17 protein-coding genes and 1 tRNA gene are annotated in these 12,138 nt (G+C 61.0%); 9 read left to right on the forward strand and 9 right to left on the reverse strand.

The genetic code is table 11. The annotated features are described in order from the left end of the window. The first annotated feature begins 155 nt into the window (after nucleotides 1-155). The gene (locus C440_RS00230) at nucleotides 156-563 is read left to right on the forward strand and encodes a translation initiation factor IF-2 subunit beta (protein ID WP_008317120.1); all 408 of its coding nucleotides are present in this window, start codon (nucleotides 156-158) and stop codon (nucleotides 561-563) included. A gap of 42 nt (nucleotides 564-605) precedes the next feature. Here the strand turns inward: C440_RS00230 and C440_RS00235 are convergent, their stop codons facing one another. The 8 genes from C440_RS00235 to C440_RS17200 form a co-directional block, all read right to left on the reverse strand. Beyond that, complete coding sequence (locus tag C440_RS00235; protein WP_004056599.1) at nucleotides 606-785, reverse strand: DUF7836 family putative zinc-binding protein; 180 nt, start codon at nucleotides 783-785, stop codon at nucleotides 606-608. An 89-nt stretch (nucleotides 786-874) separates the two neighbouring features. Continuing rightward, nucleotides 875-1,870, reverse strand: a complete 996-nt coding sequence (locus C440_RS00240; RefSeq protein WP_008317126.1) for a transcription initiation factor IIB — start codon at nucleotides 1,868-1,870, stop codon at nucleotides 875-877. Between the two features lie 223 nt (nucleotides 1,871-2,093). Then, on the reverse strand, nucleotides 2,094-3,077 hold the full coding sequence (gene corA / locus C440_RS00245) for a magnesium/cobalt transporter CorA (RefSeq protein WP_008317129.1): 984 nt from the start codon (nucleotides 3,075-3,077) through the stop codon (nucleotides 2,094-2,096). After that, nucleotides 3,074-3,226 (reverse strand): hypothetical protein, encoded by a 153-nt coding sequence (locus C440_RS17585; protein ID WP_008317130.1) that lies wholly within the window; start codon nucleotides 3,224-3,226, stop codon nucleotides 3,074-3,076. Before C440_RS17585 ends, corA begins: the two co-directional genes overlap by 4 nt. A gap of 42 nt (nucleotides 3,227-3,268) precedes the next feature. Next, nucleotides 3,269-3,895, reverse strand: a complete 627-nt coding sequence (locus C440_RS00250; RefSeq protein WP_193788382.1) for a DUF6517 family protein — start codon at nucleotides 3,893-3,895, stop codon at nucleotides 3,269-3,271. Nucleotides 3,896-4,021: 126 nt separating this feature from the next. Beyond that, nucleotides 4,022-4,396 carry a hypothetical protein gene (locus C440_RS00255; protein WP_008317134.1) on the reverse strand — a complete coding sequence of 125 codons (375 nt, stop codon included), beginning with the start codon at nucleotides 4,394-4,396 and terminating at the stop codon, nucleotides 4,022-4,024. A 79-nt stretch (nucleotides 4,397-4,475) separates the two neighbouring features. Further along, on the reverse strand, nucleotides 4,476-4,898 hold the full coding sequence (locus C440_RS00260; protein WP_008317136.1) for a hypothetical protein: 423 nt from the start codon (nucleotides 4,896-4,898) through the stop codon (nucleotides 4,476-4,478). After that, nucleotides 4,895-5,035: a rubrerythrin-like domain-containing protein gene (locus C440_RS17200; RefSeq protein WP_152417808.1), complete on the reverse strand. Its 141-nt coding sequence runs from the start codon at nucleotides 5,033-5,035 to the stop codon at nucleotides 4,895-4,897. Before C440_RS17200 ends, C440_RS00260 begins: the two co-directional genes overlap by 4 nt. Nucleotides 5,036-5,143: 108 nt before the next feature. Between C440_RS17200 and C440_RS00265 the strand changes: the two genes are divergently transcribed. The 5 genes from C440_RS00265 to C440_RS00285 all read left to right on the forward strand — a co-directional run bounded on the left by C440_RS00265 (nucleotide 5,144) and on the right by C440_RS00285 (nucleotide 8,990). After that, complete coding sequence (locus C440_RS00265) at nucleotides 5,144-5,983, forward strand: NOP5/NOP56 family protein (RefSeq protein ID WP_008317137.1); 840 nt, start codon at nucleotides 5,144-5,146, stop codon at nucleotides 5,981-5,983. Then, entirely contained in the window at nucleotides 5,980-6,639 is a 660-nt protein-coding gene (locus C440_RS00270) for a fibrillarin-like rRNA/tRNA 2'-O-methyltransferase (RefSeq protein ID WP_008317139.1), read from the forward strand. The genes C440_RS00265 and C440_RS00270 overlap by 4 nt, the downstream gene beginning before the upstream one ends. Nucleotides 6,640-6,774: 135 nt before the next feature. After that, nucleotides 6,775-7,851, forward strand: a complete 1,077-nt coding sequence (locus C440_RS00275) for a glutamate--cysteine ligase (protein ID WP_008317140.1) — start codon at nucleotides 6,775-6,777, stop codon at nucleotides 7,849-7,851. Between the two features lie 92 nt (nucleotides 7,852-7,943). Next, nucleotides 7,944-8,405 carry a winged helix-turn-helix domain-containing protein gene (locus tag C440_RS00280; RefSeq protein WP_008317141.1) on the forward strand — a complete coding sequence of 154 codons (462 nt, stop codon included), beginning with the start codon at nucleotides 7,944-7,946 and terminating at the stop codon, nucleotides 8,403-8,405. 81 nt (nucleotides 8,406-8,486) lie between these two features. Then, the gene (locus C440_RS00285; protein WP_008317142.1) at nucleotides 8,487-8,990 is read left to right on the forward strand and encodes a phosphopantetheine adenylyltransferase; all 504 of its coding nucleotides are present in this window, start codon (nucleotides 8,487-8,489) and stop codon (nucleotides 8,988-8,990) included. Nucleotides 8,991-9,241: 251 nt separating this feature from the next. Here the strand turns inward: C440_RS00285 and C440_RS00290 are convergent, their stop codons facing one another. Continuing rightward, nucleotides 9,242-9,550 (reverse strand): transcription initiation factor IIB family protein, encoded by a 309-nt coding sequence (locus C440_RS00290; RefSeq protein WP_008317143.1) that lies wholly within the window; start codon nucleotides 9,548-9,550, stop codon nucleotides 9,242-9,244. A 116-nt stretch (nucleotides 9,551-9,666) separates the two neighbouring features. Between C440_RS00290 and C440_RS00295 the strand changes: the two genes are divergently transcribed. From C440_RS00295 to C440_RS00305, 3 genes are all read left to right on the forward strand, one after another. Further along, nucleotides 9,667-9,749 (forward strand) — tRNA-Leu (locus tag C440_RS00295). Nucleotides 9,750-9,797: 48 nt separating this feature from the next. Continuing rightward, entirely contained in the window at nucleotides 9,798-10,958 is a 1,161-nt protein-coding gene (locus C440_RS00300; RefSeq protein ID WP_008317144.1) for a tyrosine-type recombinase/integrase, read from the forward strand. 6 nt (nucleotides 10,959-10,964) lie between these two features. Further along, a complete protein-coding gene (locus tag C440_RS00305; protein ID WP_008317145.1) occupies nucleotides 10,965-11,525 on the forward strand; it encodes a hypothetical protein in 561 nt (186 codons plus the stop codon). Nucleotides 11,526-12,138 lie beyond the last annotated feature (613 nt).

Below are 12,138 nucleotides of genomic sequence, written 5' to 3' on the forward strand. Positions count from 1 at the left end.
AAATTTAGTGTTTGGACTCTTTCAATTCGTTTTGTGTTTTCGGTCATCGGTGGAGAATCATGGGGGAATATCACGAGTCCTTTATATAGCTATGTAGCGCGCGCTCCGTCAGGCGGTCGTGAATATTTTAGGCGACCCTTCGCGTACTGTCGCGTATGGACTACGACGACCAATTGGACCGGGCGCTCTCGGAGGCACCGGACGTCGCAGAAGGCGGCGACCGATTCGAAGTCCCTGACCCGACGGTTCGACAGGAGGGGAACGTCACGGTCTACGAGAACTTCGCGGCGACGCACGACCGACTCGCGCGCGACGTCGAACACGTCCTGAAGTTTTTCCAGTCCGAACTCGGGACGAGCGCACAGATCGACGACAAAGGACGAGCGCGCTTTACCGGCGAGTTCAAACCGCGGCGCATCGCTGAGGCGCTCGACGAGTACGTCGAGTCGTTCGTACTGTGCGGCGAGTGCGGGTCACCCGACACGCGACTCGTCACCGAACAAGGCGCTGACGTGTTGAAGTGCGACGCGTGCGGGGCGCTCTCTTCGATTCCTGACCTCTGAAAAGTCGGCTTTTTACTGACTGACTCGCTGACGAGTCCGTTTCTATTCGAACTGTTTGAGCGTCTGGAGGTCGCGCTCCGTTCGCATGAACTCGGCGGTGCGACGGGTTACGCCGCATCCTTGACACGAGAAATTGTCACGGTGAGCGGGGAGTTCGGTCGGATTCGTCTCCCAGTCCTTTCCACATTCGGGGCACAAGAGTCGGACGAACGCTTCAACCATGACCGAATATGCTCCGTGAGCGCGGATAAATCTTGCCACGAACTCACACATCTATAAAAAGTACGTCCCACCGGGCCGCCCCGAACCACTTACGCAGCCAGGCTTCCGTCCTGCACTTCGAGCAGTTCTTTGTAGCGGTTGCGGATGGTCACTTCGGAGATGTCGGCAACCTCCGAGACTTGGCTTTGGGTCACCTTCTCGTTGGTGAGAAGGGCGGCCGCGTAGACCGCGGCGGCCGCGAGACCGACCGGTGACTTGCCCGAGTGGATGCCCGTCTCCTTCGCGTCGCGGAGGAGTGTCCGCGCCTGTCGTTCCGCCTCGTCGGAGAGGTCGAGTTCGCTGGCGAACCGCGGCACGTACTGTTCGGGGTCTGCGGGCTTGATTTCGAGCTTGAGTTCGCGGACGATGTAGCGGTACGTCCGGGTCAGTTCCATCTTATCGACGCGGGAGACTTTCTCCAGTTCGTCGAGCGACCGAGGCGTGTCGGCCATGCGGGCGGCCCCGTACAGCGCCGCGGTAGCGACGCCCTCGATGGAACGACCGGGAAGCAGGTCGTCGTTGAGTGCACGCCGGTAGATGACCGAAGCCGTCTCGCGGACGTTCTCGGGGAGACCGAGCGCGGACGCCATGCGGTCGATTTCGCCGAGCGCCTGCTTCAGGTTCCGTTCCTTGGAGTCACGGGTGCGGAACCGCTCGTTCCACGTGCGGAGCCGTTGCATCTGCTCGCGCTGGCGCGGCGAGAGGGACTTGCCGTAGGCGTCTTTGTTCTGCCAGCCGATGTTGGTCGAAAGCCCCTTGTCGTGCATCATCTTCGTGGTCGGCGCACCGACGCGCGACTTGCTGTCTCGCTCGGAGGCGTCGAATGCGCGCCACTCGGGACCGCGGTCAACGATAGTGTCTTCGACGACGAGGCCGCACTCTTGACAGACGGTTTCGCCGTGGTCGTCGTCGTGGATGAGGTTGCCACTACATTCGGGACAGACCTGTTCTTCGTCTGCCTGTCGCTCGTCTCGCTCCGACTCGCGGGGAGTTACGTCCCGGGCCTTTGCGTCGGTACTGTAGGTTCGGGTTGTTGTATCGCTCATGGTGGGGTGGAAGGCGCTGATACGTCTCGGCCGGAAGGCCATAAGAAGACGAAAGAATAATCCGGCTTGGACGGGCCTTACCAAGAGTAAGTTCGAAGTAGATATAAGTGTTTCGCCAACGGGATGTGGGCAAATACCACGGTATGGCAACGCTCTCGGCCTTTCAGGGACAAATCGTGACAGTCCGTCCGGACTGTCCCGGTGATAAATTTCTTACGTCCAGTTAGAGCCAGTTTTCCCGACGAAAATAAACCAGTAGGATGGTGGAGACGAGCGCCATCCCGAGCATCGTCGCCGCGTAGCCGTACTCCCAGCCGAGTTCGGGCATGTTGACCGCCGAGGCGGCGGGGTCGAAGTTCATCCCGTAGATACCGACGACGAGTGTGAGCGGGAGAATGATAGTTGCGACGACGGTGAGCGTCTTCATGACCTCGTTCGTCGATTGCGACAGCGTGTTCAGGTAGATGTCTCGTGCGCCGCGGGCGAGTTCCCGGTAGGTCTCGGTGAGGTCAACCAACTCCACGAGGTGGTCGTACACGTCGCGGTAGTACTTCTCTGTCACGTCGCGGACGTGCTCCGGGTCGCCGCGGGCGAGCACCGCCGCGGCCTCGCGCGTCGGCCAGACCGTCTTCCGAAACGACAGCAAGTCGCGTCTGACCGTGTTCAGCCCTTCGAGCACGTCCGGGTTCGCACCTTCGAGGATGATGTCTTCTATGTGTTCTATCTCTTCTCCGACCTCGTCTAACAGTCCGAAATAGTCGTCGGTGATGCGGTCGATGACGCGGTAGGCGACGAAATCCGGCCCGAGCCGAAGTAATCTTGAGTCTTCTCGTTCGACGGCGTTCCACACGCGGTCGAGCGGCTCCATCTCTCGTCGGGTCAGCGTCACGAGCCAATCGTCGCCGAAGCAGAGACCAACCGGCTTCGTCTGGACTTCTTCTTCGAATACCTGTTCTCCGACTCGGAGCGTCGCCACTCGAACGATGACGAAGGTATACTCTTCGTACTCCTCGGTCTTCGGCCGGGCGTCGTTTCGCACGTCTTCGACCGTGAGCGGGTGGATGCCGAACGCCGACGCGACGCTGTCGAACTCGGATTCGTCGGTTGCGCGTACCCACGTGGTGCCGTCGGCATCGCGCGCCGCCGTCACGCTCGACGCGTCGTACGTGCTCACGCCGCCGTCGTCGTAGACGAGTGCCGAAATCATTCGCCTCCTCCGATAGCCCAGAGCGTAATTCCGACCATCACGGTCGTCACGGAGAATGCACGTCCGGGGTACGCGACGAACGCACCCACGCCGTAGCCGACCACGCCGACTGCCGTGACACCGATTCCTGCGGTCCGCACGCGTTTCATAACACACCGACCCGCGTCAACGAGAAAAAGTCTCGCCCGAATTTACGCTTCCGACGGGTGTTCGACGGCGCGAATCAGTTCGAGGATGTTCTCCTCTTCGCCGTCGAGTTGCTGTGGGTACATGCCGATTGCCACGACGAAGTCCTCTTCGTGACGGACCTTGGTGACGTGGACGTAGACATCGACTTCTTCGCCGCCGAACTGCGCGGTGGCGCTGTATTTGGTCACGTTGCTTTGCTCGCCGAGCATCTGGACGTTACGGGAACTCACGACCTCGACGTCGCGCAATCCTTGATACTGGCTATCGACGAGTTTGACCAGTCGGTCGTTGGAGTAATCTTTGATTGGGTTTCGAGCCTCTCCACCGACTTCGGCGGCGGGCGTGGAGATGACGCTGAACATGCCTAGTTTGGCCTCGCCGAAGAACCCGAGGTCGATGGCCTTCTGGTATGTCGTCATGTGGTTACTGACGGAGATATTTCGCTCCTGTCCGCCGACGCTCACCGTGTGGTTTACGTGGAATGTTTCGGTGCCGTTCGTCGAATACCCGGCGTTCGATGCGGCCGTCGCGTCGGTCGCCGCCGGTTCGGCGTCGAACGTCAGCGCCTCTTGGCCAGTCAAGAAGCCGATACAGCCGCTCGTAAGGAGAAGAGCGGCCACAGCGAGGATTGCGATTGTACGTTTAGCCATCGTCGCCCCGGAGTTTCCGCTCTCTCGGTATAAGTTCGGTGGCTACGAACGTTCCAGTTCGATACCAATTTAGCCTCGAATTCGGTCCTCACTCGGCGTCTGACGTCACTCGTTTGTCAGCCCGCGCGACTCGTTTTCCCGGCGGATGACGCGCCTGCTGTAGAGGTAGTACGCGGGGACGACGAACGGGAGCGTGAACGCCGCACCGAACCAGAGATGCCGCGACACGCCCCACTCGATGCCCTGTTCGCGGAGCGAGTTGATGTCGCCGTGGATGAGTCCCGCATAAAACACGTGCGTGACGAGATAGACGGCGAACGCGGGTTCCGGACCGAGATACGCCGAGACGACGGTGAACATGACGAGTCCAATCGCGTAAATCGTCGGCAAGATACCGCGGTAGCGGCCGCGAGCGGGTCGCTGTTTTCCCTGTCGTTCGCGTTCGACCGCCGTGCCGCGACGGTACTCGTCGGTGGACATGTCGCTACGGTGTGTGCGACGCCGAAAAAATGTTCGTCCCATGTGAGCATTCCACTCACGCCAACGCCGACACCGGTACTCAACCGAGGTACTTCACTTCGATTTCGTGTGGCTCGTCGGTCGCCGGAAGTTCGACTGTCTCGCGGAGATGCTCCCGGACCGCGGTGCGCCACTCGCGGACAGCGGCGGTGTGGCGTTCGTGGTGTTCGTCGATTTCGTAGGGTTCCGGCCGGGTCTCGTCGGCCTCGGGATACGATGGAGTACTCTCGGAGACGAACAATCCGGGCGTCAAATGGAGAGGCGACGGCTCGTCGTAGTCGGCCGACTCTCCGCCAGTGAGGTGAATTCGCGCCCGCATTCGCCCATAAAACGGCGGCGTGACGCGAAGCACGACGGACTTCGTTCCGCGCCAGTTCGCTTCGAGAGCAGTCACGAGGTCGTCGGTCGTCACGGCAATCGAGCGAATGACGGTCGGGTCGGACGACCCGCGCGTCCCGTTCACCCTCCGGCACGTCGGTAATCAGAATTAGTTACCGACGTGGGCCGAAGTTCGCCGCTACACTTCGGACAGGTCGCACGGTACGATGCGGCGCTCACGGTTGTTTGACATTCACGACAGACGTACGAAGCCCGTTCCATCGCCAATCGGTACGTAATATTGTGTGTTAAAACTTACCACGGTATGACGAACACACCACCGCTCGCGGGTCCGTGTCCTTTTACCCCGACGGGGCGCAATCCGCCAGTATGACAGACGCATGGTTCGCCGGCACGACCCCGGACGACCCCGAATCCGGGGCACAGTGCATCCGAGAGGGTCGCGCGTCCGCTCCCACTGACTGGCCCGCAGAGGCCGTCGAATCCGGGTTCGCCGCCGACGAAACCGACTACTACGCCAAACTCCGTTCGGCGACGCTTTCGGCCGCCCGCGACGCCGTTGCCGAGCGCGAGCGTGCCGACGACGTGCAACTCGCTCACGCGGTGCGCGCGATGGACGACGCCGAACGAACCGCCAACGAACTCGCCGAGCGCGTCGTCGAGTGGGCGGGAACGCTCTACGAGTCCGTTCCGCGCGGTCTCGACGGCGTTCGAGACATCGCCGCCCGCGAGCCATCGACCGCGGCCGAAGAACGCGTCGTCTCCTATGCGACTCGCGCCGTTGACCTCCTCGACGAACGCGACGAACTCCGCGCGTTCATCGAAGAACGTGCTCCGACGAGCGCGCCGAACCTCGCCGAGATGGCCGGTCCCGTGCTCGCGGCGCGACTCATCTCCCTCGCCGGTGGTCTCGATAGCCTCGCTAAATCGCCGAGCGGGACAGTCCAAGTGCTCGGAGCCGAAGACGCGCTCTTCGCTCACTTGAAAGGCCGCGCCTCGTCGCCGAAACACGGGGTTATCTTCACCCACGAGTACGTCCGTGGAACTCGTCCACAGGACCGCGGCTCTGCGGCCCGCGCGTTCGCCGGGAAACTCTCTATCGCGGCCCGTATCGACCACTACTCAGGCGATTATCGCCCGGAGATTCACGAGGAACTCGCCGACCGCATGGCGACGATTCGCGCCCGCGAAGAGGAGGGAGGCGAATGAGCGACGACCACTCGGCCGACTCGCCGGCCCTCCCGACGGGCGTCGATCGTCGGTCCTTCGACGGCCGAATGCGACTCTCCACGCGCGGCGGCCCTGTGTACGGCGAACCGGTCGATTCCGACGGCTGGCGCGCCTGGGACGCCGGACGCTCGAAACTCGGCGCGATGCTCGAACTCGGCATGGACACCGGACTCGTCGGCGGTGAGACCGTGCTCTATCTCGGTGCCGCGTCGGGGACGACGGTCTCGCACGTCGCCGATTTCGCCGGGGCGACCTACGCCGTCGAGTTCGCGCCGCGACCGGTTCGTGACCTCGTCGGCGTCGCCGAAGCCCGAGACAATCTCTTCCCGCTTCTCAAGGACGCGCGCGACCCGGATTCTTACGCACACGTCGTCGAATCCGGCGTCGATTGCCTCATTATGGACGTTGCGACCCGCGGACAGGCTGACGTCGCCGTCAGCAACCGGCAGTTCCTCGCCGACGACGGCCGACTGCTGATGGCCGTCAAAGCCCGGAGTGAAGACGTGACTGCCGACCCAGACGAGGTGTTCGCGGACGTGCTCTCCGCACTCGAATCGGCCTACGAAATCATCGAAACCGAGCGACTCGACCGATTCCACGCGGACCACCTCGGTATCGTCGCCCGGCCGAAGTGAGGTCGCTCGCCCGCCGATACGCTCGGCGACGCGAGAATGTATCGGTCAATATCCCCGGGTGTAACGCCTGTAGTTGTGCGACGCGTTCGCCGGGGTCCACGACGTTTTTAATTCGGGGCATCTAACGGCGTTGCGATGGAACTAGGGTCGGCGGATGCCTTCGACCGAATGGGGACGCTCGGCGTCGAAGAGGAGTTCTATATCGTCGATGCCGACGGTCGCCCCACGTCTGGCATCGACGACTTGGTCTACGGACCGGAACCCCCAGAACTGCTCTCGGGACGACTCGACCACGAACTGTTTGAATTCACTATCGAGACGCAGACGCCACGTATCGAGGACCTGTCCGACGTCGCGTCGGCGGTCACGTCCGTCCGCGAAGCGCTCGTCGAACACGCGTCGAACCACGGCTACCGCATCGCCGCGGCCGGACTCCACCCCGCGGCGAAGTGGCGCGAACTCGACCACGCGGCGAAACCGCGATACCAAGCACAACTCGACCGAATTCAGTACCCACAGCACCGAAATACGACTGCCGGGCTTCACGTCCACGTCGGCATCGACGACGCCGACAAAGCCGTCTGGATTGCCAACGAACTCCGCTGGTATCTCGCGCCGCTCCTCTCGTTGTCCGCGAACTCGCCGTTCTGGAACGGGTTCGACACGGGACTCGCCTCCGCGCGCGCCAAGATCTTCGAGAACCTTCCGAACACGGGTATACCGACCGCGTTCGACGACTTCGACGACTACCAGCAGTTCGAACGCCGGATGGTCGAACACGGGTCGATAGAAGACCGGGGCGAACTCTGGTACGACGTGCGCCCACACACGGGCCACGGGACAGTCGAAATTCGGACGCCGGACGCCCAGACCGACCCCGACCGCGTGGTCGATTTCGTCGAATACGTCTACGCGCTCGTCTCGGACCTCGCAGAGCGCTACGAGTCGGGCGAATCCGGGACGAGCGTTCGCCGGGAACTCCTCGACGAGAACAAGTGGCGCGCGACCCGTCACGGCCGCGATGCGAGCTTTATCACGCCTGACTCGGAGGGCGTCGTCAGCCTCGAATCGTTCGTCGAAAGCGAGTCCGACCGACTCGACGTGGACGGCCTGCGGAACCTCCTCGACGCCGAGTCGGGAGCGGTCGTCCAACGACGCATCCACGACACGTCCGGAATCGACGCTCTTTGTGAATACCTCACACTTGATTGAGACGCACAAACATCCGTCTACGGCCTCGATACCGGCGACCTCGACAAGAAACATTTTTCAGGACCAGCGTTTTGACCTTTGTCGTAGAACAAATGACTGCGGACCAGACTACCGAGCGGAGAGCGGATTCGGCGGCAGACGAGCAGACTGAACCCTCGGACTGTACTATCTCCGAGTTCGACGACGGACTCATAGACCTACTCGCGTGGATTCTCGACACCGAGACGCGAGCGCGTATTTACGTGTATCTCCGGGAGCACCCGCACTCGACGAGCGAAGAGGTCGCAACCGGAACCGGTCTCTATCCGAGTACCGTCCGCGAGGCGCTGGCCGAGCTCACCGAAGACGAGACGGTCGAGCGCCGCAAACGCAAGAGTTCCGGCGCTGGCAACAACCCCTACGAGTACACCGCTATCGCGCCGAGCGACCTCGTCAAAGGTGTCTCCGAACAGGTCCAAGAACAGTTGAACGCCGTATTCAACCTCGACCGGCACCTCGGCACCGACGGGTCCGACGAAACCGAACCGGTCACGATTACCGTCCGAGAAGAATAACACTGCAGTCTCTCGTTCGTTCGGTGTTTGTCGCCACGCTAACCCGACCCGCTTAAGTCGCGGGGCACCCACCCCGAGAGTATGCACGTCGCGTTGGGCGGGACGTTCGACCCTGTCCACGATGGACATCTCGCGCTATTCGAACGAGCGTTCGAATTGGGCGACGTCACGGTCGGACTCACGAGCGACGAACTCGCGCCACAGACCCGTCACGTGGACCGCTACGTTCGTCCCTTCGAGACGCGAAGAGCCGACCTCGAAGCGGAGCTTCGGCCGCTAGCCGACGAGTACGGCCGCGAGTTCGACGTCCGAAAACTAGACGAGCCGACCGGCATCGCAACCGAACCGGGGTTCGACGTTCTCATCGTCTCGCCTGAGACGAAATCGGGCGGCGAGCGAGTCAACCAGATTCGAGAAGAAAAGGGTCTCAAGCCCCTCCAAATCGAGGTTGTCGAACACGTCCCGGCCGAAGACGGCGACAGAATCTCTTCGACCAGAATCGTCATGGGCGAAATCGACCGACACGGCAACCTCACGCCCGAGCGAGACGGTCGCGGCCGCAATCCACCCAGTAGCGACGAATAGTTTTCTGGTTCTCGCGTGGGTTGTAATCCATCTGCCACAAGTTGTTCGTGAGTCTCGCCATTGGCACCGCCATCGCGTTCCTCGTCGGGGTTACCGTCACCGAATTCGCGGTCGGTGGCTATTCTTCTCGCTTTTCGTTGGCATTCCAGCCGGCGACGTCACCGCCGGCGTCGTCGCTACTGCGGTGACCTACGTCGCGTTGACGCGGCGGGTCTGGCCCGACGGCAGAAGCCACTGACTGGCGGCTTCAGTCACCAACTCGGCGGTCGGAACCCGGCTCCGCGGAGCAGGTCTTTCCAGCGTTGTTGAATGCTCAACCGCGACACCTCCATCGTCTCCGCGATGGCGCTTTGTGAGCGTTCTTCGCCCGCGATGAGCGCACCAGCGTAGAGGCTGGCGGCGGCGACGGCGTTCTTCGAGCGGTCTTCGTCCGGTAGTTGCGAGAGAAACATGTCTGAGGCGTACGAACGGGCCTCGCTTCCGAGTTCGAGACTGTCGGCGGCGGCGTCGATGCTGGCCAACCACTCTTCGTTGTCTCGTTGGTCTCGGGCGCTGTACATGACCGACCTTCTCGCTCCCGGAACATAATCTCCGCGGCGGCACTGCTCGGCACTCCTCGTGACGTTTATATGACGGTGCGGAAAATGTCCGGGTGAAGGGGAGCGTTCCCCGATGCGCGCGGGTAGCCAAGTGGCCAAAGGCGCAGCGCTTAGGACGCTGTGGTGTAGACCTTCGCAGGTTCGAACCCTGTCCCGCGCATACGACGGCTTCGCCGTCATTCGATTTTCGCTTCGGCAGGAAACCAACATGGAAGACCTGCCAATCATGCTCTCGCGCTGTAGCGTATTCACCAACGGGGAGTTAGACACAGAACGCCCCATCCCGGTGGTCCCAAAATCGCACGACGGCGTACTGAACGAGAAACAACTTGTAGACTACAAAGACAGGAGAGTTCGATTCCTGTCATGGCTGTTGAAGGTTGGAAAGTACCCAGACAAGGCCGAAGGGTACTCGCCGTACACCGTTTACTCGACGGCGTACCGAACCGCGCGCTTCGACCTGTGGCTCTGGGAGCAGAAGAACGAGTACACGTACCCGCCTCAGTCCGATGACGCCGCCGCCTACATGGACTGGTTGGCGTTCTCCGATAAGAGCCAAGTGACGAAGGGAAAAGCACAGGAAGGCCTCCAGCACCTTTCAAAATGGCTCCACCACGAGTACGGGTACGCCGAGTGGGAGTTCGAGTACTCTTTCGACGGCTCTGGCGGCAACCACCAGCCGCAAGACTTCCTCACGCGCGAAGAACGCCGTGCCATCCGACAGGCGGCACTCAACGAGGGAAACATCCCTGCCTACGGCTCTCTCACCGCAGAGGAGCGTAACGGATGGAAACTCTACATCTCGAACGCCCTCGGGAAGGCGTACGGGGATGTCACGCGCGAAGACTGGGACGAAGTGAACGGGTGGGAAGTCACTTCGCTCGTTTGGACCAGTCTCGACGCCGGTCTTCGACCCAACGAGGTCCGAAACGCCCGAACAGAGTGGGTGGACACGAGGAACAGCATCCTCCGAATTCCGAAGGACGAGTCCTCGAAGAATGAGGGTAACTGGACTGTCAGCCTCACAGAACGAACTGCAACGGCACTGTCTCGCTGGTTGGAGGAGCGGGAGCAGTATGAGCGGTACGAGGGAACTGACGCACTCTGGCTGACGAGTCACGGGAACCCTCACGGTTCAGGTAGCCTTCGGAGGCTACTACACCGACTCTGCGACCAAGCCGGTATCGAGACGGCGAACCGGAAGATGTCGTGGTACACAATTCGGCACTCTGTGGGGACGTACATGACCAAGGAGCGCGACCTCGCCGCGGCGAAGGCCCAACTTCGCCACAAGAACCCCATGACGACAATGAAGTACGACCAAGTACCCGTAGAAGACCGTCGGGATGCCCTCGACAGGATGGGGTAAAATCCGATGACGTCGCCGACGAAGCCCCACCGGAACGCGGAGCGAGTCGTCAAGTGTCCCGTGGACGGTTGTGAGGCCGAGAAGTTGAGTCGCGGGATGCATCTCCACGTGCTTCGGAGTGTTGGAGACGGGCACGGACCGCAGGGAGAAATTCCCGAGCATCTCGACTTCGAAAATCTGGAAGAGGTCGGAACGCGAGAGGTCGAAGTCAACTACCCAGAGGAGCGGAAAACCGAGTCGGTCGCCCGGCTCTGTCCGTACTGTGGGAAACCGTTCAAAGGAATACACGGGGTGTTAATCCACCTCGGACAGATTGAGGGTCGGAAGAATCACCCCGCCAACGCCTCCGAGGCCCACGAGCCTGACGACTTCCCCGTGGTTGAACTCGATGAGGCCGAGAACGTCGTCGCCGTCGTTGAGGGACGGACACCGACTTCGGCGGGGAACTGGCCCTACGAGGAGAGCATCCCAGTCGAACGAGTGTACCACCTCATCGCGGAGTTGCTGGCGGAGGGTCACCCCGAAATGGCGGCGAGAGCGCGAAGCCAACTGCTCGCTATTGAGTGAGTGATAACTCGTTCTGAAACGACGGACAGGAGCATGGATTTTCACGCTCCAGTCCTCCGTTCGCCCTACCGGAACGGCGGGACACAACCGAGGGTCAACAACCCCCGGCTTAGATGTCTCGTCGTTCTCGATAAATTCGAGCAACAATTCTTTGCTCACCGCCCATCACTCGATTATGACTGACCAACGCAACTACTCTCAAAACCCTGCCACTTTCACAGTTAGCACGTGGTCGCGCTTACTATCACGCACGAGTTCGGGCTTTCGTTGGTGTAGCAACCAAGTGCAGAAACGCGACCGATGAACTGAGGTCCTGAAGCGGCGGGCCGAGACACAAAACTTAATTGTGGAATTACAATACACTATAGTATAATTTGGACATATGTGGTATTCTCTACTCCCTATGGCTCTCGCAATCACCCGGTTGTCTTGAAGAACTACCGACGCTCTGTGCGGTTGCGAGAGCGATTCTTTTTCAAAATACGATGGGAACCATTCAATGTATGTAAAACCGATTCTGAATTCTTTCAGAGGCCATAAAATAGACTCTGGTTGTATGGGACTCCCTCTATTTGTGCTATCTCAATCAGTCATCTCGGTTTGAGGGCCGTAC

This window comes from Haloferax mucosum ATCC BAA-1512, from assembly GCF_000337815.1.
Classification (GTDB): domain Archaea; phylum Halobacteriota; class Halobacteria; order Halobacteriales; family Haloferacaceae; genus Haloferax; species Haloferax mucosum.

Coding starts and splice junctions, on each gene's coding strand:
- C440_RS00230 (WP_008317120.1), top strand. CDS start 156: ATGGACTACGACGACCAATTGGACCGGGCGCTCTCGGAGGCACCGGAC.
- C440_RS00235 (WP_004056599.1), bottom strand. CDS start 785: ATGGTTGAAGCGTTCGTCCGACTCTTGTGCCCCGAATGTGGAAAGGAC.
- C440_RS00240 (WP_008317126.1), bottom strand. CDS start 1,870: ATGAGCGATACAACAACCCGAACCTACAGTACCGACGCAAAGGCCCGG.
- corA (WP_008317129.1), bottom strand. CDS start 3,077: ATGATTTCGGCACTCGTCTACGACGACGGCGGCGTGAGCACGTACGAC.
- C440_RS17585 (WP_008317130.1), bottom strand. CDS start 3,226: ATGAAACGCGTGCGGACCGCAGGAATCGGTGTCACGGCAGTCGGCGTG.
- C440_RS00255 (WP_008317134.1), bottom strand. CDS start 4,396: ATGTCCACCGACGAGTACCGTCGCGGCACGGCGGTCGAACGCGAACGA.
- C440_RS17200 (WP_152417808.1), bottom strand. CDS start 5,035: ATGGAACGGGCTTCGTACGTCTGTCGTGAATGTCAAACAACCGTGAGC.
- C440_RS00265 (WP_008317137.1), top strand. CDS start 5,144: ATGACAGACGCATGGTTCGCCGGCACGACCCCGGACGACCCCGAATCC.
- C440_RS00270 (WP_008317139.1), top strand. CDS start 5,980: ATGAGCGACGACCACTCGGCCGACTCGCCGGCCCTCCCGACGGGCGTC.
- C440_RS00275 (WP_008317140.1), top strand. CDS start 6,775: ATGGAACTAGGGTCGGCGGATGCCTTCGACCGAATGGGGACGCTCGGC.
- C440_RS00280 (WP_008317141.1), top strand. CDS start 7,944: ATGACTGCGGACCAGACTACCGAGCGGAGAGCGGATTCGGCGGCAGAC.
- C440_RS00285 (WP_008317142.1), top strand. CDS start 8,487: ATGCACGTCGCGTTGGGCGGGACGTTCGACCCTGTCCACGATGGACAT.
- C440_RS00290 (WP_008317143.1), bottom strand. CDS start 9,550: ATGTACAGCGCCCGAGACCAACGAGACAACGAAGAGTGGTTGGCCAGC.
- C440_RS00300 (WP_008317144.1), top strand. CDS start 9,798: ATGGAAGACCTGCCAATCATGCTCTCGCGCTGTAGCGTATTCACCAAC.
- C440_RS00305 (WP_008317145.1), top strand. CDS start 10,965: ATGACGTCGCCGACGAAGCCCCACCGGAACGCGGAGCGAGTCGTCAAG.